15 protein-coding genes are annotated in these 17,576 nt (G+C 59.0%); 4 read left to right on the top strand and 11 right to left on the bottom strand.

Translation table 11 applies throughout. From position 1 onward, the window contains the following. Position 1: 1 nt before the first annotated feature. Positions 2-229 (bottom strand): YejL family protein, encoded by a 228-nt coding sequence (locus ACUTQY_RS04290; protein ID WP_004935782.1) that lies wholly within the window; start codon positions 227-229, stop codon positions 2-4. A 211-nt stretch (positions 230-440) separates the two neighbouring features. On the opposite strand from ACUTQY_RS04290, the gene yejK reads away from it, so the two are divergent. Then, positions 441-1,448, top strand: a complete 1,008-nt coding sequence (yejK, locus tag ACUTQY_RS04285; RefSeq protein ID WP_033652525.1) for a nucleoid-associated protein YejK — start codon at positions 441-443, stop codon at positions 1,446-1,448. A gap of 84 nt (positions 1,449-1,532) precedes the next feature. On the opposite strand, the gene rplY is transcribed toward yejK, so the two are convergent. After that, positions 1,533-1,817 (bottom strand): 50S ribosomal protein L25, encoded by a 285-nt coding sequence (gene rplY, locus ACUTQY_RS04280; RefSeq protein ID WP_004935776.1) that lies wholly within the window; start codon positions 1,815-1,817, stop codon positions 1,533-1,535. A gap of 162 nt (positions 1,818-1,979) precedes the next feature. Continuing rightward, positions 1,980-3,737, bottom strand: coding sequence for a DEAD/DEAH box helicase (locus ACUTQY_RS04275; protein ID WP_046687528.1), 1,758 nt, complete (start codon positions 3,735-3,737; stop codon positions 1,980-1,982). 316 nt (positions 3,738-4,053) lie between these two features. On the opposite strand from ACUTQY_RS04275, the gene rsuA reads away from it, so the two are divergent. From rsuA to ACUTQY_RS04260, 3 genes are all read left to right on the top strand, one after another. After that, the gene (rsuA, locus tag ACUTQY_RS04270) at positions 4,054-4,767 is read left to right on the top strand and encodes a 16S rRNA pseudouridine(516) synthase RsuA (protein WP_033652527.1); all 714 of its coding nucleotides are present in this window, start codon (positions 4,054-4,056) and stop codon (positions 4,765-4,767) included. A gap of 41 nt (positions 4,768-4,808) precedes the next feature. Continuing rightward, positions 4,809-6,005, top strand: a complete 1,197-nt coding sequence (locus ACUTQY_RS04265; protein ID WP_033652528.1) for a Bcr/CflA family multidrug efflux MFS transporter — start codon at positions 4,809-4,811, stop codon at positions 6,003-6,005. A gap of 594 nt (positions 6,006-6,599) precedes the next feature. Further along, complete coding sequence (locus tag ACUTQY_RS04260; protein ID WP_004935763.1) at positions 6,600-6,944, top strand: YejG family protein; 345 nt, start codon at positions 6,600-6,602, stop codon at positions 6,942-6,944. 8 nt (positions 6,945-6,952) lie between these two features. Here the strand turns inward: ACUTQY_RS04260 and yejF are convergent, their stop codons facing one another. The 8 genes from yejF to ACUTQY_RS04220 all read right to left on the bottom strand — a co-directional run bounded on the left by yejF (position 6,953) and on the right by ACUTQY_RS04220 (position 17,318). Beyond that, the gene (gene yejF, locus ACUTQY_RS04255; protein WP_033643820.1) at positions 6,953-8,563 is read right to left on the bottom strand and encodes a microcin C ABC transporter ATP-binding protein YejF; all 1,611 of its coding nucleotides are present in this window, start codon (positions 8,561-8,563) and stop codon (positions 6,953-6,955) included. A 1-nt stretch (position 8,564) separates the two neighbouring features. Continuing rightward, positions 8,565-9,590 carry an ABC transporter permease gene (locus tag ACUTQY_RS04250; RefSeq protein ID WP_042785062.1) on the bottom strand — a complete coding sequence of 342 codons (1,026 nt, stop codon included), beginning with the start codon at positions 9,588-9,590 and terminating at the stop codon, positions 8,565-8,567. Then, complete coding sequence (locus ACUTQY_RS04245; RefSeq protein WP_033643818.1) at positions 9,587-10,681, bottom strand: microcin C ABC transporter permease YejB; 1,095 nt, start codon at positions 10,679-10,681, stop codon at positions 9,587-9,589. Before ACUTQY_RS04245 ends, ACUTQY_RS04250 begins: the two co-directional genes overlap by 4 nt. Before the next feature lie 9 nt (positions 10,682-10,690). Beyond that, on the bottom strand, positions 10,691-12,502 hold the full coding sequence (locus ACUTQY_RS04240) for an extracellular solute-binding protein (RefSeq protein ID WP_046687527.1): 1,812 nt from the start codon (positions 12,500-12,502) through the stop codon (positions 10,691-10,693). 82 nt (positions 12,503-12,584) lie between these two features. Further along, the gene (locus tag ACUTQY_RS04235) at positions 12,585-14,177 is read right to left on the bottom strand and encodes a cyclic di-GMP phosphodiesterase (protein WP_046687526.1); all 1,593 of its coding nucleotides are present in this window, start codon (positions 14,175-14,177) and stop codon (positions 12,585-12,587) included. A gap of 392 nt (positions 14,178-14,569) precedes the next feature. Continuing rightward, entirely contained in the window at positions 14,570-15,145 is a 576-nt protein-coding gene (gene mepS / locus ACUTQY_RS04230; protein ID WP_033643815.1) for a bifunctional murein DD-endopeptidase/murein LD-carboxypeptidase, read from the bottom strand. Between the two features lie 410 nt (positions 15,146-15,555). Further along, positions 15,556-16,266 (bottom strand): phosphatase PAP2 family protein, encoded by a 711-nt coding sequence (locus ACUTQY_RS04225; RefSeq protein WP_046687525.1) that lies wholly within the window; start codon positions 16,264-16,266, stop codon positions 15,556-15,558. Positions 16,267-16,343: 77 nt separating this feature from the next. After that, positions 16,344-17,318 carry a CobW family GTP-binding protein gene (locus ACUTQY_RS04220; RefSeq protein ID WP_033652532.1) on the bottom strand — a complete coding sequence of 325 codons (975 nt, stop codon included), beginning with the start codon at positions 17,316-17,318 and terminating at the stop codon, positions 16,344-16,346. Positions 17,319-17,576: the final 258 nt, after the last annotated feature.

Below are 17,576 nucleotides of genomic sequence, written 5' to 3'. Positions count from 1 at the left end.
ATTAATGCGCTTTATCTTCACGGACAGAAGCCTGCAGGGCTTCCGCGAACGATCTCGCCAGGGTTTTCCGCTGCGCGGGGGCAACGCTGGTGTTGATCAAATTAGTGACCATATTGCCCAGCACCATCAGGGAAAGATCGGTGGGGGTATGGTGTTTTTCCAGAACATTGACCAGCTCTGAGAGCAGTTGTTCAACGTGTTCGTCACTGTAACGGGATGATTGTGGCATAAAATTGCGCTTAGTAATCTGCAAAGTGCCCTATCTTACCGTATAGGACAGTGATTTTCCGCTCTTTTATCACTTCCTGTCATTCGGGAAAGGGTTCGCCCACGACGGGGCCGCTCACCGCTGCGCCTTTCCGGTTTGCCGCGGTTTTTTAGTATTGCAGGGCGGGGCCTTCAGTGTTTGAATACGCGCCTAAAGAACAGGAGGATTTACCATGAGTCTGGATATCGACCAGATCGCTCTGCACCAGTTGGTGAAACGCGACGAGCAAACGCTGGACGTGGTGCTGCGCGATTCCTTGCTTCCCACCAACGCGGCGGTGGAAGAAATGATGGCGGAACTGCATCGCGTCTACAGCGCCAAGAGCAAGGCCCTGGGCTTGTTCAACGAGGGCAGCGAGCTGGCGGAAGCGCTGCGCACCTGCCGCAAGGACGATAAGGACTTTCTGGCCTTCAGCCGCGCGGCGACCGGCCGTCTGCGCGACGAACTGGCGAAGTATCCCTTCGCCGAAGGCGGCGTGGTGCTGTTCGGCCAATACCGTTATCTGGCGGTCGAGTACCTGCTGATCGCGGTGCTGAACAGCCGTAACAGCATGCGCGTCAACGAAGAGCTGGATATCAACACTACGCACTATCTGGACATCAACAACGCCGATATCGTTGCGCGCATCGATCTGACCGAGTGGGAAACCAACCCGGAATCGACCCGCTATCTGACCTTCCTGCGCGGGCGCGTGGGCCGTAAGGTCGCCGACTTCTTCATGGATTTCCTGGCGGCGTCCGAAGGGTTGGACACCAAGGCGCAAAACCGCGGGCTGCTGCAGGCGGTGGACGACTACTGCGCCGACGCGCAGCTGGACAAGAATGAGCGCCAGTCGGTGCGCCAGCAGGTGTACAGCTACTGCAACGAACAGCTGCAGGCGGGCGAAGAGATCGAACTGCAGGCGCTGTCGCAGGAGTTGTCGCCGGTCGGCGAGAAAGACTTCATGCAGTTCTCCAGCGAGCAAGGGTATGAGCTGGAAGAGAGCTTCCCGGCGGATCGCGGCACGCTGCGTCAGCTGACCAAATTCGCCGGCAGCGGCGGCGGTATCAGTCTGAACTTCGACGCCATGCTGCTCGGCGAGCGCATTTTCTGGGATGCGGCCACCGACACGCTGACCATCAGAGGCACGCCGCCGAACCTGCGCGATCAGCTGCAACGCCGGACCGGCAGCGGCAAGTAAGCTTGCCGAATCGCAGACAATAAAAAACGCCGCAATTGCGGCGTTCTTTATTTCGGCGTCCCGAAAGGTTCGAAAACGTAGCGATTAAACGCGAACGAAGTCGATGTGAGCCAGTTTTGGCTTGAACGGGTGACGCTGTACAGCCTGAACCTTAACTTTGGTTTCTTTACCGTCGATAACCAGAGTTACTGCTTCGCTGTAGAATTCTGGTTTAGCTTCCATGTTCTTGACAGAATCATGATCCAATTCGATGGAAACTGCAGCTTCTTTGCCACCGTAAACGATAGCTGGGAATTTGTTTGCTGCACGCAGGCGGCGGCTCGCACCTTTACCCTGGTCTTTACGTACTTCTGCATTGATAGTGAACATTGTTTTTTCTCTTAAAAGAAAATTTACCCTGCTACAGGCGACCCAAGTAGCAAGTTCGGAATTCCGCTTTAACGCTGGGCAGGCCCAGGTAAAGCGCGCGGCATTTTAACGGAAAGCCGCACGCAGGGCAACGAAAACCTGCCCAGATTGAGGGCCGTTCGCTCAGGCCAACTGATTGGCACGGCGGAAACGGCCTTGATAATCGAACACTTTCTCACGCACCTGCCAAAACTGCCCGCGCTTGCGTGCCACCACGAAATCCGGATGGCGCAGCGATTGCTGTTGCGCCAGCACGTCGGCGGCGGTGTGCCAGGCGAACGGCACGCCCGGCGCGCGCTGGTGCGGGCGCAGGAACAGCATCTCGAACGCTTTGCGCTGCGCCGGCGTCTGCAGGCGGAAGCGCTCGCTGGTGCTGGTGCCGTCCTCGTCGTAATAGATGGCCTTCAGCCATTCGCCCTTATCGTCGCGGCCGCTTTGCAACTCCATGCCGCCGCAGCGCAGCACCAGCGCGTCTTTCAGCTTCAGCGCCGCCTTCAGCATGTCGTCGGGATCGACCAACACCTCCTGACACTGATGGCAGCGGCGTGCGGCGATGTCGTTCTCCGCGCCGCAGTGCGGGCAGCTCTTGAACCGGAAGCGGTAATCGCACTGTTCGCGGTGGCCGTCGTCGTCCTCCAGCCAGCCCTGGCAGCGGCGGCCGTAGTGTTCGATGATGTCGCCGTTTTCGGTGCACTTGCCCCAGAACAGGTTGGCGAAACCGCAGGCCGGGCAGAACACCTGCACCGGCTGGCTGTCGCCGTGCGGCTTGCTGACGCCGACCTCCGGCGTAAACAGATCGTGCGGGTTGCCGGCGTAGTCGAGGATCAGGCAATCCTTTTTGTCGGGCGCCAAACGCAGCCCGCGCCCGACGATCTGCTGATACAGGCTGACGGACTCGGTGGGGCGCAGGATAGCGATCAGATCGACGTGCGGCGCGTCGAAACCGGTGGTCAATACCGCTACGTTGACCAGATAGCGCAGCCGCTGCTGTTTGAACGCCTCGATGAGCGCATCGCGCTCGGCGGGCGGCGTTTCGGCGCTGACCAGCGCGGCTTCGCCGTTCGGCAGCAGGCCGTGGATCTCGCGGGCGTGCTCGACGGTAGCGGCGAAGATCATCACCCCTTTGCGATCGTCGGCATACTCCACAATCTGGCTGATGATGTGCGGCGTGACGCGGTTTTGCCGTTTCAGCTCACGGTTCAGGTCCGCTTCGCTGAACAGGCCGTTGCTCCTGGCCTCCAGCCTGCTGAAGTCGTATTGCACGATCGGCATATCCAGCCGCTCCGGCGGCACCAGAAAACCGTGTTTAATCATGTAGCGCAGCGGCAGCTCATAGATGCAGTCGCGAAACAGACTGGCGCCGTCGCCGCGGGTGAAACCGTGGTAGTGGTACTGATAAATCCAGCCTTTGCCCAGCCTGTACGGCGTGGCGGTCAGCCCCAGCAGCCGCAATTGCGGGTTGGTTTTCTGCAGGTGCTGGATGATTTGCTGGTACTGGCTGTCGTCGTCGTCGCTGATGCGATGGCATTCATCGACGATCAGCAGCGAAAAGGCGCCGTCGAACAGCGGCAGGTTGCGCGCCACCGACTGCACGCTGCCGAACACCACCTTGCCGGCGCTCTCTTTTTGTTGCAGCCCGGCGGCGAAGATGTCCGCCTCCAGGCCGTAGGCGCAGTATTTGGCGTGGTTTTGCGCCACCAGTTCCTTGACGTGCGCCAACACCAGCACTCGCCCACGGGCGCGTTTCGCCAGCTCGGCGATCACCAGGCTTTTGCCGGCGCCGGTCGGCAGCACGATCAGCGCCGGCTCGGGATGCCGCCGGAAATGGTTGATGGTGGCTTCGACCGCTTCCAGTTGGTAGGGGCGTAGGGTAAAGGCCATAAATGAACGCCGTAGGTTGGAATGGGCCGCGGGGGTTAGGTTTGTCAGCGCTGTTGCCACAGAAACGCTGACATTTTACGCCCCGGGCGACCGAGAAATGTCTATATTATGCCTTCTGAGCGCGCGCGGTGCGAGAAGCGTGAAAATTACCCCTGTCGGGCAGCGCGTTGTGCCGCTATACTCGTGTGACAGCAATCGCTGTGCCCCCACGCGATTTCCCCCCTGAGCCTGCCATTTGCACCCGGTGCAACGGCGGGCGTCATATTTTGGCAATACGATCAATGCGATCATAACAACGACAGGCAAAGCAGATCCCATGCGATTGGACAAGTTTTTATCTCAGCAGTTAGGCATCAGCCGTGCGCTGGTCGCGCGCGAACTTCGGGCTAAACGCGTCACCGTAGACGGTGAGGTGGTGAAGAGCGGGGCTGTCAAACTGACCCCGGAACAAGAGGTGGCGTTCGACGGCAATCCGCTGCAGCAGCAGAACGGCCCGCGCTATTTCATGCTTAACAAACCGCAGGGTTACGTCTGCTCCACCGACGATCCCGATCATCCGACGGTGCTGTACTTCCTCGATGAGCCGGTCGCGTACAAACTGCACGCCGCCGGGCGGCTGGATATCGACACCACCGGGCTGGTGCTGATGACTGACGACGGCCAGTGGTCGCACCGCGTTACCTCGCCGCGCCACCACTGCGAGAAAACCTATCTGGTGACGCTGGAGCACCCGCTGGCGGAAGACACCGCGCAGCGTTTCGCCGCAGGGGTGCAACTGCACAACGAGAAAGATCTGACGCGGCCGGCGACGCTGGAGCAGGTTGACGAGCATGTGGTGCGCCTGACCATCAGCGAAGGGCGCTACCACCAGGTGAAGCGGATGTTCGCTGCGGTCGGCAATCGGGTGATCGAATTGCACCGTGAGCGCATCGGCGCCATCGTGCTGGATGACGATCTTGCGCCGGGCGAATATCGCCCACTGACCGAAGAAGAGATCGCCAGCGTGGGCGCGCCGCACCTGCAGGACTGATAACCGATCATTGATTGCGGCCGATTAAGGAGTCGTGGAACGTGCAACAGAACCGAACCTCTCATCTCGGTTTGATTTTCATTCTGGGCCTGCTGTCCATGCTGATGCCGCTGGCCATCGACATGTACCTGCCCAGCATGCCGGTGATCGCCGCCCAGTTTGGCGTCGAGTCCGGCAGCGTGCAGATGACGCTCAGCGCCTATATGCTCGGCTTCGCCTTCGGGCAGCTGTTCTATGGGCCGATGTCGGACAGCATCGGCCGCAAACCGGTGATCCTGTGGGGAACGCTGATCTTCGCCATCGCCGGTTGCGCCTGCGCCATGGCGCAGTCGATCGATCAGCTGATCGGACTGCGTTTCTTGCACGGACTGGCCGCCGCCGCCGCCAGCGTGGTGATCAACGCCTTGATGCGCGACATGTTCACCAAGGACGAGTTCTCGCGCATGATGTCGTTCGTCATTCTGGTGATGACCATCGCGCCGCTGCTGGCGCCGATGATCGGCGGGGCGCTGCTGCTGTGGTTCAACTGGCATGCCATCTTCTGGACCATGGGCGCCGCGGCGCTGATCGGTTCACTGCTGGTGGCCTTGTTCATCAAGGAGACGTTGCCGAAAGAGCGTCGACAGCGGTTCCACCTGCGCACTACGCTGGGCAACTTCGGTTCGTTGTTCCGCCACAAGCGGGTGCTGAGCTACATGCTGGCCAGCGCCTTCTCGTTCGCCGGCATGTTCTCGTTCCTCAGCGCCGGGCCGTTCGTCTACATCGAACTGAACCAGGTTTCGCCGCAGCACTTCGGTTACTACTTTGCGCTGAATATCGTCTTCCTGTTCCTGACGACGCTGATCAACAGCCGCAACGTGCGGCGGTTCGGCGCGGTCAAGATGTTCAAACTGGGGCTGCTGGTGCAGCTGGCGATGGGGCTGTGGCTGCTGGCGGTGAGCGCCGTCGGGCTGGGCTTCTGGGCGCTGGTGATCGGCGTAGCGGTCTATCTGGGGTGCATCGCGATGATCTCCTCCAACGCCATGGCGGTGATCCTGGATGATTTTCCGCATATGGCGGGCACCGCGTCTTCCCTGGCCGGCACGTTGCGGTTCAGCATCGGCGCGCTGGTGGGCGCGGTTCTGTCGATGGCGCCGGGCAAGAGCGCCTGGCCGATGGTCACTTCGATGGCGCTGTGCAGCATTGTGGCGGTGTTGTTCTATCTGTACGCCAGCCGGCCGCGCGATCGCGCAGCCTGACGTTCTCCTGGTTCGGGGCGAAGTTGCCCCGAGCCGTCACAGGGTTGCGCCTTGCCAGTTTGCGGTGCAACCGGCAATGAAAATTTTGTTGCCAAACATATGCCTGCTAATTAATGGGGCATTTACCCTTCTGTGTGCTTTTTGTTAAAAAATACCGTCGCTGAGCTGCCCGATATCCTCCGGTATGCGCGGCGTTTTGCCGGCGGGTCGGTGCGGGCGGTTTGCATTAGGGTGATGTAAATCAAGGTATTAACGGAGGACGGTGCGCTAACGCGACGGGTGGAATGTTTCTTCAATGTAAAAATATGGCGACGAAAAAGTAGTCGCATTGCAAGAAAAAAGAGTTGAGATCGCTGCGGGAAAGGGTTACATATAACGCAAAAATGCGAGCTGAGTCGCAAAATGCCGTGAAATAACACCGCACGGCGCGCCAAAAAATGGCACGGCATCGGCAAGCACGGGGTCAGGTTAATGGCTTGCGGCAAAATTTACATTTAAATAACATTTGTGCGCGGCAGAGTCGGGAGTCAACGGCTATAACTTAGTAACCCTGTCAGGTAAAAGTGTTTCACCTTTTCAAACTAGGGATTTCATGTGGAGAGTATCCAACTTTCGGTAGTGCATCGCTTGCCGCAAAGTTATCGTTGGCTATCCGGTTTCACCGGCGTAAAGGTCGAACCGATTCCGTTTAACGGAATAGACGAGGATAACAACCTGATTGGGCTGAAGCTGCTCAGCCATGAAGGGGCCGAGGCCTGGCAGGTGATGCAACAGCTTAATCTGTCGTTGCAGGAGATTCAGGTCGACTGCGCGATCGTCGAATGGGAAGGGGAACCTTGCCTGTTCGTGCAGCGCAGCGATGAGAGCGCGACGATGTGCCGCCTGAAAAACGTCGGCGCCGCGATCGCCGAACCGCTCAGCGCGCAATACCCCTTCTGAATTCGCCGCTAATCCGCCAACTGCAACAGTTGTCGGGTATAGTCGGCTGCGGGCGCCGCGAAAATCGCCCGACAGTCTCCCTGCTCAACCACTTCTCCTTGTCGCAGCACAATCACCTGGTGGCACAGCGAACGCACCACCTGCAGGTCATGGCTGATGAACAGATAAGCCAGCCGGTGGCGTTGCTGCAGCGATTTCAGCAGCGTCAGGATCTGCGCCTGCACCGATTTATCCAGCGAAGAGGTCGGCTCGTCGAGGATCAGCAACTGCGGCTGCAGGATCAGCGCACGCGCGATGGCGATGCGCTGGCGCTGGCCGCCGGAAAACTCGGTGGGGTAGCGGTGGCGCAGCTGCGGATCCAGGCCGACCTCCTGCAACACCTCGATCACGCGCTGTTCGCGCTGCTCGGCGTTCAGCCGCTGGTGCACTTCCAGCCCTTCGGCGATGATCTGCTGTACGTTCAGGCGCGGGTTGAGGGCGGAATACGGATCCTGAAAGACGATTTGCATCCGGCTGCGGTAGGGCAGCATTTGTTTCATCGTCAGCGGGTGGAGCGGTTCGCCGTCGAACCAGATGGCCCCCTGCGAGGCCAGCAGACGCAATAGCGCCAGCCCGGTGGTGCTTTTACCCGATCCGGATTCCCCCACCAGCCCCACGCTTTCTCCGGCGCGCAGTTCGAAACTCAATGACTTCAACGCATAGTGATAGTCCACCGTGCGGCGAAGCAGGCCGCGCCGAATGGGGAATCGCACCTGCAGATCTTCCACCTTGAGCAGCGGCCGCTCATCGCCGGGGCGCGCGCTGGCTGCGGCCGGCAGCGGCAGCGGTTCGCCGACGTCCTCGGCGGCCAGCAGTTGCCGTGTGTAGGGATGCTGCGGCCGGCTGAACAGCTGTGCGCGGCCGTTTTGCTCCACGCAACGGCCCTGACGCATCACCGCCACGTTGTCCGCCAGACGGCGCACAATATTCAGGTTATGGGTGATGAACAGCAACCCCATGCCCATTTCTTGTTTCAATTCTTGCAACAGCGTCAGGATCTGCGCCTGGATAGTTACGTCGAGCGCGGTGGTGGGTTCGTCGGCAATCAACAATTTCGGGCGGGTTAACACCGCCATGGCGATCATCACGCGTTGGCGTTCACCGCCGGAGAGCTGATGCGGATAGTCCTGCAACCGGGTTTTGGCCTGGCGGATGCCGACGCGCTCCAGACAGTCGACGATCTCTGCGCGTGCGGCTTCGCGCCGCAGGCCGCGGTGCAGCATCAGCACTTCCGCCAGTTGCTTCTCAATGGTGTGCAGCGGATTGAGCGACACCATCGGTTCCTGAAAGATCATCGCGATCTGATTGCCGCGCACCTTGCGCAGTTCAGCCTCCGGCGCATGCAGCAACGAGTTGCCGTTGAACAGAATATCGCCGCCAGGGTAAACCACCGGCGGCGCGGGCAGCAGTCGCAGTATCGACAGGGCGGTGACGCTTTTGCCGGAGCCGGATTCTCCCACCAGCGCCAGCGTTTCCGCCGGGGCTATCTGCAAAGAGAGTTCGTTGACCACCGGCGTGACGGCGTCGCCCTGGCGGAAGGCGATGCTGAGATCCTGGATGGCGAGCAGAGGTGTAGCCATATCAATGCGCCTTGCTGGGGTCAAAGGCGTCGCGTACCGCTTCGCCGATAAAGATTAATAACGACAGCAGCACTGCCAGCACCAGGAAGGCGGTGATGCCGAGCCACGGCGCCTGCAGATTGTTTTTGCCTTGCAGCAGCAGTTCGCCGAGCGACGGCGAACCGATCGGCAGACCGAAGCCGAGAAAATCGAGCGACGTCAGGGTGGTGATCGAGCCGCAGAGGATAAACGGCAGGAAGGTCAGCGTCGCCACCATGGCGTTGGGCAGCATGTGGCGGGACATGATCACGCGATCCGGCACGCCCATGGCGCGCGCGGCGCGGATATAGTCATAGTTGCGGGTGCGCAGGAACTCGGCGCGCACTACGCCCACCAGGCTCATCCAGCCGAAAAGAATAGTGATGCCGAGCAGCCACCAGAAATTGGGCTGGACGATGCTCGACAGCAGAATGATCAGAAACAGCGTCGGCATGCCCGACCACACTTCGATAAAGCGTTGCCCCCACAGATCGAAACGCCCGCCGTAATACCCCTGTGTCGCGCCGACGCACACGCCGATCAGGCTGGAAAACAGCGTCAGCGCCAGGCCGAACAGCATCGAAATGCGAAAACCATACAGCACGCGGGCCAGCACGTCGCCGCCGTTGCTGTCGGTGCCCAGCAGGTTATGGCGCGAAGGCGGGGAGGGGAAGGGCACCTCGGTGGCGAAGTTGATCGTGTCGTAGCTGAAACGGATCGGCGCCCAGATCGCCCAGCCATGCCGGTCGATTTGGCGCTGGACGAACGGATCCTGATAGTCGGCTTCGGTGTTCAGTTCGCCGCCGAACGCGGTTTCGCTGTAGTTGATCATAAACGGCAGGTATAGCCGGCCTTCATAACGCACCAACAGCGGTTTGTCGTTGGCGATAAGATCGGCGGCCAGGCTGAGCGTGAACAGCGCCAGAAAGATCCACAGTGACCAGTAACCGCGGCGGTTGCGGCGAAAACGCGCCCAGCGCGCCTGATTGATTGGGCTAAGGCGGCTCATTGGCGGGCCTCGAAGTCAATGCGCGGATCGACCAGGGTATAGGTGATATCGCTGAGGATGTTCAACAGCAGGCCGATCAGGGTGAAGATATACAGCGTGCCGAACATCACCGGGTAGTCGCGCTGCAGCGTGGCGTCGTAACCCAGCAGCCCCAGTCCGTTGAGCGAGAACATCACCTCAATCAGCAGCGAACCGGTGAAAAACATGCTGATAAAGGTGGCCGGAAAACCGGCGATCACCAGCAGCATGGCGTTGCGGAACACGTGGCGGTACAGGATCTTTTTCTCGTCCAGGCCCTTGGCGCGGGCGGTGGTGACGTACTGTTTGCGGATCTCGTCGAGGAACGAGTTTTTGGTCAGCATGGTCAGGGTGGCGAAACCGCCGATCACCGTCGCCAGCACCGGCAGCGTGATGTGCCACAGATAGTCGGCGATCTTCGCCGGCCACGAGAGGGTATCGAAGTTGCTGGAGACCAGGCCGCGCAGCGGGAACCAGTCGAGATAGCTGCCGCCGGCGAACAGCACGATCAGCAGGATGGCGAACAGGAACGCCGGAATGGCGTAGCCGATAATGATCAGCGTGCTGCTCCAGGTATCGAACGCGCTGCCGTTGTGGACGGCCTTGCGGATGCCGAGCGGGATCGACACCAGATAGATGATCAGCGTGCTCCAAAGGCCCAGCGTGATGGAGACCGGCAGGCTTTGGCCGATCAGTTGCATCACCGAAGCGCCGCGAAACAGGCTGTCGCCGAAGTCAAAACGCATGTAGTTCCACAGCATGGTGAAGTAGCGTTCGTGCAGCGGTTTATCGAAGCCATAACGCTGGGTGATCTCGGCGATCACCTCCGGATCCAGGCCGCGCGAGCCGCGGTATTGCCCTTCGGTCGCGGCCGGGACGCCGGCTCTGGCGTGCCCCAGGCCTTCATTGACCCCGCCGCTGCCGAAACCGCTGCCCTGACCCAGTTCGATGGCGGCGATGGCCTGATCGACCGGGCCGCCGGGGGCGATTTGCACGATAAAAAAGTTGATGGTGATGATCGCCCACAGCGTGGGGATCACCAGCAACAGTCTGCGTATCAGATAGGCTGCCATGCCGACTCCTTATTGCCGTTGAGCCGGCAAGCGCGCCGCCTTGTTGACGTCGTACCACCAGTTGTCGAAGCCGATGGCGTAGGCCGGGCGGATCGGCGGCGTGGAGAACTTGTCCCAATAGGCGTAGCGGTCGTGGTTGGAGTACCACATCGGCAGCATGTAGCGGTTCCAGGTCAACACCCGATCCAACGCGCGGCCGAGCGGCAGCAGCGCTTTTTCGTCGCCCTGATGCTCAGCGATTTGCCTGACCAGGCTGTCGACCGCCGGGTCTTTGACGCCGGGGGTGTTATAGCTGGAGTTGATGTACTCCGAATCCCAAATGATGCGTAAATTGGCGGTGGGGAACGGCATCGCCATGTACACCGTCGGCATCATATCGAAGTCGCGTTCGCGCATGCGGCGCGTATATTGCGAGGCGTCGATCTCGCGGATTGCCATATCGATGCCCAACCGCTGCAGGTTGTGGCGGAACGGCAACACGTACTGGAAGTTGCTGCCGCTCAGCAGCATCAGCTCAAAGGCGAACGGCTGGCCGGTTTTGGCGTTGACCAACTTTTGATTTTTGACCACCCAACCGGCCTCTTTCAACAGTTGGGTCGCCTTCAGCAGATTTTGCCGATCGTTGCCGCTGCCGTCGGAGGCGGGCGGTTGATAGATGCTGGTGAACACCTCAGGCGGCACCTGGCCTTTGAGCGGCGCCAGCAGCGCCAGTTCGGCGGCGTCCGGATAGCCGCGGGCGGCGTAGGCGGTGTTTTGGAAATAGCTGTCGGCGCGTTGATAGGCGTTGTAATACAGCGCCTTGTTCATCCAGTTAAAGTCGAAAGCCAGGGTGATCGCCTCGCGCACGCGCGGGTCGGCAAACAGCGGTTTTTGGATGTTGAACGCCAGCCAGCGGGTGTTTTGCGCCGCCTGGTTGGTCTCGTCCTGTTTGATGATGTAGTTGCGCGCGAAGTTGCCGCCCTGATACTGGGTGGCCCAGCTCTTGGGCGACGGCTCGATGCGGAAATCGTAAGCGCCGGCCTTGAACGCTTCCAGCGCCACTTTATCGTCCAGATAATAATCGTAGCGAATGCTGTCGAAGTTATAGCGGCCGCGGTTCACCGGCAGGTTGGCGGCCCAGTAGTCACGCACCCGTTGATAGGTGATGTACTGGCCGAGGCGATAATCGCCGATTTTATACGGGCCGCTGGCCAGCGGCGGCGTGTTGAGCGGCTCGTTGAGCTTATGGTTTTGCCAAAAGGCGGCCGGGAGAATAGGCAGGCTGCCGAATAACGACAGCATCGCTTCTTTGTTCGGCTGCGGGAATTCAATGCGCACCGTCAACCGAGAGATGGCTTTGACCGTGACGCCTTTGTAGTAGGAGCGAAACTGCGGAACGCCCTCGGCCATGAATTTGCTGAAGGTGAAGGCCACGTCGGCGGCGGTGATCGGGCTGCCGTCGTGGAAACGCGCGCGGGCGTTGATATCCACTTCCACCCAACGCATGTCGGCCGGGAAGCGCGCCGATTCGGCAATCAACGGATAAAAGCTGCCGGGTTCGTCGTCGGACGTTGCGAACAGAGTATCGTAGAGTTCGTCGGTACGCGCGCCGGGCACGCCCCGGGTAGCGAAGCGGTTGAAGTTATCGTAGGTGCCGATGGCCGCCAGGCGCACGTCGCCGCCCTTGGGGGCCGCCGGATTGACGTAGTCGAAATGGCTGAAGTCGGCGGCGTATTTCGGTTCACCGAGAAGGGCGAAAGCGTAGCTTTCGTTGAGGGCTTCGGCCTGCGAGGCGAAGCTCAGTGCCGAAAGCACCAGAGCAGCGAAAATGCGCACGGACATCAGACGGTAAGCTCCTGCTGTGGAATAAAGTACAACCGGCGCCCAGCATAGCATTCTTCGGGCGGGCGCAGGGTAAAGATGCTTAAAGATTAACTATTTTTTCCTGATAATCAAAGACCTGATGAGCGTTGCAGTAAGCGACGAAATTAGCGATGCTAAGCGGCTTGCTGAAGTAATAGCCCTGCATGAAGTTAACGCCGCGTTCTTGCAGGAACTGCATCTGCTCGGCGGTTTCCACGCCTTCGGCCACCGTCAGCATTTTCAGCTTTTTCGCCAGCGAAATCACCGCATCCAGCACCGGCGCGGTGACGGTGTCCTGGCCGATGGTGTTGACGAAGCCGCGATCAATCTTCAGGTAATCCATGGTGAAACGCTCAAGATAGATCAACGCGCTGTGGCCGGTGCCAAAATCGTCCACCGCGATCTCGATGCCCTGTTTATGCAGCCAGTCGAACTCCGCCAGCGCGCTCTCTTCTTCCACCATGCCGCGTTCGGTGATTTCAAACACCAGCGTAAAGTAATCGCCCGGCAGCTGCGCCAACAGTTCATACACGTCCTGATGGAATGACGGCGCGCTAAGGTGGGCGGGGGAAATATTGAGGCCGACCTTGCCTCCCCGCGGCAGCGCCTTGGCGAGCTGCGGCGCATCTTCGGCAATCAGCCTGAACAGATGGCGGGTGAGCGGCACGATCAGCCCGTTGCTTTCGGCGTACGGGATAAAGACATCCGGGGGAATGCGGCCCTCGATAGGATGCTGCCAGCGGATCAACGCTTCCAGCCCGCCGATGCTGTTGCTGCCGGTATGGAACACCGGCTGATATTCGATGAAGAACTCGTTGCGCTTGATGCCGCGCAGCAGCGCGCGCTCCGGGCTTTGCCGCAACAGCAGCATGTAGTAGCAGAGCACGCCGATCATCAGCGACAGCACCAGGCTGCCCAGCAGCGTCAGGCGAATATCGTTGGGCGTCAGTTTCTCGTTGTAGAACAGGATGCTCAGCGGCAGATTGGGCAGCGTCAGGGTGTCCGCCTTGTCTTGCGGCAACTGCGCGATCGGCATCAGGTTCGGGCTGAAGGTGGTCAGCGCGCGGTTGCCCATCACGATGGCGATGCCCGGCGCCTGCTCGTCATGCGAAGTGAACAGCAGGTAGGGCATCAAATTGATGTCCAGCGTGGCGAGGATGCCGGTCGCCGATGCGCCAGGATGCCGCAGCCAAACCGCGACCGCCGGCTTGTCCGGCACGATCGGCGTGCCCTGCTGCAGCTTCAGATCCAAAGGCAGGTGGATATCGATGTCCTGATACAGGTTTTTCATCGGCAGCATCATGTCGCCGGTGGCGGAGGAGCAGTAGGCGTAACCGTCTTTCACCAGCAGGAAGGTGCGTACGCCGCTGGTAAAGGCCGCCTGATAGGTGATGTCTGACTGGCTTGAGAGGCAGGGTTTGTCCAGCAGCGGCATCATTTTTTGCATGACATCCGTCAGGTGCGAGATATAACCCAGCGCGAATTTTTGCGTACGCGCTTCAACCTTGTGTTGATATTGCGTGCGCTGGTGGTTGATCAAAGAAAGTGTGACCGCGGTGAATAGCGTAAAAAATAGCAGGGCGGCGACAACGCTTTTGGCCAGACTGCGCTGTCGGTGCGACACGCTGCGAGAGAACGCCCTTTTCAAGCCCATAACCGAGACCTCTGCAACGGGGCGTCAGGCGTGTCGCGCAGCCATTTAATGGATTGTGCCAACGGCTTTTTATTCATTTTTTGCCTTTTATCCCGTACCCAACCGGCGACGCCGTTTAAATACAAGGCGTCGCCGACAGAAATATAATGCACCTATTAAGCGGAAACGTTTTAAATAACGCCGGGCGCGCCGTTGCCGTCATCTGACGATAATAGGCGAGTTTTTCCTCGTCGGCGCGATTTCCGGCCGGCAGTTTATCAAAATAATGGTGTGAGGTGACGATAAGGCCTGGCTCAGCCCCGGGGGCTCTCATTCGACAGCCAAAAAAAACGCCGCCCGTAGGCGGCGTTTATCGCTCGTTTGGTATTCAGGATCTTCAGGGCGTTGCGCCGTCAGCCGTTGGTCAACACTCGGCGCGCTTCTCGATAACGTTTATTCCAATAGTTATCGGTCAGCTTGGAAATCATGACGCCACTGCTGGTAGAAGCGTGAACGAACTGATCGTTGCCTAAATAGATGCCGACATGGCGCCCGGTAGAACCGGCGCGGAACAGCACCAAATCGCCGGCGCGCAGTTTGGTGCGCTGGATTTTCTTACCGAGATCTTCCTGTTCGTAGGTAGAACGCGGTAAATCCATGCCGAACTGTTCGCGGAAGGTGCGCTGTACAAACGCCGAGCAATCGATGCCGCGCTTGGTGTCACCGCCTAAACGGTAGCGAACGCCTTTCCAGTCCGCGTACTGATCCATAATCTTTGACTTGACGTCAACGTTGCGGACCATCGCTTCGAATTCATCCTGAGAGGCTTGCAGTAAAAGACCGTCTTTGTCATTAACTGCACGCATCTCAGTTTGTGCGTTACTCAAGTTCGAAGTGTGAGTCGAGCTGCACGCTGACAGCATAACCGCAGCGGCAATTGCAGGGACTACCCGCAAAAAATATCTCAGAAACGGTTGAGATTTGACCATTGTTGTTGTTTTCCCTTGAAGTCCTTAACGACGAAAGTCGCTACCTGAAAAATGCCAAACGAAACGAGCCTAGTCCGCACCTGTTGCATCGACAATCAGTTACCGTTGAAAACGTGCGGGAACGCACATTTTTATCGGATTCCGTACTGATTCGACTTAAACCAGGCACAAACGCATCTGAGATTACCGGAACAAATAGGGGATTGCGAGTCTTTTTCCGGTCTTTTTTATATGAATTTGTGATGTAACATAATGTAAATCTTCATATAAAAAACGCCAATTGTCCGATGTATGAATCTGGCGTGAAATCAGGTTGCAAAAGCGTTAACGGGGGGCGGAGAAATTTTGCGCATCGCGAGGGGATAAAACGCGGGAGGCGGGCGCCTCCCGGAATGACTCATAGACGTAAGTTATGGTTGGCCGGGGCGGTGCTTGCCGGGCAACAGGCGATTCAACCGTTCGATAATCCAGTCGCTGCAAGGCGTCATCAGCACCCAACTGGTGCCAACCAAGACCACGGACAGCGAGCCTACGGCGATATCGGTAAACCAGTGGGCGCCAATCATCACGCGTGGCAATGAAAAGATCAGCGTAATCAGCAGGGCGACGGCGAAGGCGCCGCGGCCGAAATAGCGCAGCATAAAGCAGGAAAAAATAATCAGCATCATGCCGTGGTCGCCGGGGAAGCTGTCGCCGGAGGCGTCCTTGGTGGGGATGCCGGTCAATGCGCTGACGCGATTGATATTGTCGAAGGTCAGGGTGGGGCTCGGATGCTTCACCGGCAGCAGGTGGCCAAGCTGATTCAGCACCACGGCGGTCAGCAGCATTACCACGCCGGTGATCACCAGACGGCGGCGGCCGGCGGCGTCCTGCTTCAGGTAGAAGTACAAATACAGCAGGCCCATGGCGAGCAGTGAAATCACATCGAACGCGCGGTTGTTGGTGATGGCGACCAGGTGCAAAAATGCCGGGTCGGTGGCCAGATGGCGGTTAAAGAAGAAGAAGATCGCCGAATCCAGGGTAAACCAGCCGCCGTGATTGGCCGGCAGGAACCAGGACAGAAACAGCGCAACGCCCAGTAAGTTGAAAAAGAGAATGAAGGGTAAATTGCGGCGTGTCATGACATAAACCTGTTGGAAAAATGAAAACGAAACAAAACCGGCCGCCCTGCGGCAACCGGGGGGCAACGGTACGGGGTTTAACTTAAACGAATCTTAAACAAGGCGGATTGCAGGGCGTTCCAGTCGGCATTTTCGCTGTGGATCAGTTCAACCCGGCTGTCGAGCGGCGCGTTCGGGCGGGTTTCGATGTTGAGATCCTGGCCCTGGCGATTGATCAGCAACGTGCCTTCGGGGATGCGCACCACGCCTTTGGCACGTTCGACCGGCGCCAGCCGCACCCATTCCATAAAGCCGACGGTGTCGAACCGGGTGTCGCCGTCAAAAATCCAGCCGCAGCTGGTGAAGCCTTGCCCTTCGTTCAGCGCTCGCCGCCAACGCGCGTTCTCCGGCAGCCGCAACGCCGCCAGTCCCTGCGTTTTCGCCTGACCATGATGATGTCGTGCGTCCGGTAATTCTGTACGATTTGTGCGAGGAAGCGACAACAACGCGACATCCGCCTCACCTTGCGCGATGGCGTAGCAGGGCCGCTGCAGCGGATCTTGCGCCGTCCAGGCTTCCAGCGCCCGTCTGTCTTCCGGCCGATAGGTATCGCTTTTGCTGGCCAGGATAACGTCGGCCGCGGCCAGCTGATCGCGGAAGTTTTCGTTGTCGCGGTAGCGGGGCTGACTGAGTTGACGGGCATCCAGCAGGCACAGCGTGGCCTGCAGATCGATCCAGCCGGCATAGCTCTCCTGGGTCAGCAGCGACAGGATTTGCTTCGGATGCCCGAGCCCGGTCGGCTCGATCAGCAGCCGGTCCGGTTTGGTCTGCTGCAACAGCATATTCAGACCCACCTGCATCGGCAGGCCGTTGACGCAGCACATGCAGCCGCCGGGGATCTCTTTGAGCACCGCGCCGCTGTCCGCCAGCAGCGCGCCGTCGATACCGATCTCGCCGAATTCGTTGACCAGTACCGCCCAGCGCTCATGCTCGGGCTTATGGGCCAGCAAATGGCGGATGGCGGTGGTTTTACCGCTGCCGAGGAAGCCGGTAATCAGATTGGTTTTAGTCATTAATCATTCCTGGGTGCAAAAATCAACCTGCCTAATAAATGAGCGATTCTGCGCGGTCGCGGCGGCGAGCGCGATTTAATTTGTGCTCTACCTCGCAAATTTTGCACGCCACCCTGCGCTTTTCAACCGGCAAAATCCACTTTTTTTGGCAAGAAAATTCTTAGATAAAACCCTGTATTAGATACGGTTAACTTTTGTTAGTAGCTTGTTTTTACATTGTTAATGACGCGATTAACGATCAAATCTCGTCCCTTTCCT

It is taken from the genome of Serratia sp. TSA_130.1 (assembly GCF_052691795.1).
The sequence above is the reverse complement of the archived record's forward strand: the minus strand, read 5'-3'. Positions and strand labels throughout refer to the sequence as shown.

Coding starts and splice junctions, on each gene's coding strand:
- ACUTQY_RS04290 (WP_004935782.1), bottom strand. CDS start 229: ATGCCACAATCATCCCGTTACAGTGACGAACACGTTGAACAACTGCTC.
- yejK (WP_033652525.1), top strand. CDS start 441: ATGAGTCTGGATATCGACCAGATCGCTCTGCACCAGTTGGTGAAACGC.
- rplY (WP_004935776.1), bottom strand. CDS start 1,817: ATGTTCACTATCAATGCAGAAGTACGTAAAGACCAGGGTAAAGGTGCG.
- ACUTQY_RS04275 (WP_046687528.1), bottom strand. CDS start 3,737: ATGGCCTTTACCCTACGCCCCTACCAACTGGAAGCGGTCGAAGCCACC.
- rsuA (WP_033652527.1), top strand. CDS start 4,054: ATGCGATTGGACAAGTTTTTATCTCAGCAGTTAGGCATCAGCCGTGCG.
- yejF (WP_033643820.1), bottom strand. CDS start 8,563: ATGGCTACACCTCTGCTCGCCATCCAGGATCTCAGCATCGCCTTCCGC.
- ACUTQY_RS04250 (WP_042785062.1), bottom strand. CDS start 9,590: ATGAGCCGCCTTAGCCCAATCAATCAGGCGCGCTGGGCGCGTTTTCGC.
- ACUTQY_RS04245 (WP_033643818.1), bottom strand. CDS start 10,681: ATGGCAGCCTATCTGATACGCAGACTGTTGCTGGTGATCCCCACGCTG.
- ACUTQY_RS04240 (WP_046687527.1), bottom strand. CDS start 12,502: ATGTCCGTGCGCATTTTCGCTGCTCTGGTGCTTTCGGCACTGAGCTTC.
- ACUTQY_RS04235 (WP_046687526.1), bottom strand. CDS start 14,177: ATGGGCTTGAAAAGGGCGTTCTCTCGCAGCGTGTCGCACCGACAGCGC.
- mepS (WP_033643815.1), bottom strand. CDS start 15,145: ATGGTCAAATCTCAACCGTTTCTGAGATATTTTTTGCGGGTAGTCCCT.
- ACUTQY_RS04225 (WP_046687525.1), bottom strand. CDS start 16,266: ATGACACGCCGCAATTTACCCTTCATTCTCTTTTTCAACTTACTGGGC.
- ACUTQY_RS04220 (WP_033652532.1), bottom strand. CDS start 17,318: ATGACTAAAACCAATCTGATTACCGGCTTCCTCGGCAGCGGTAAAACC.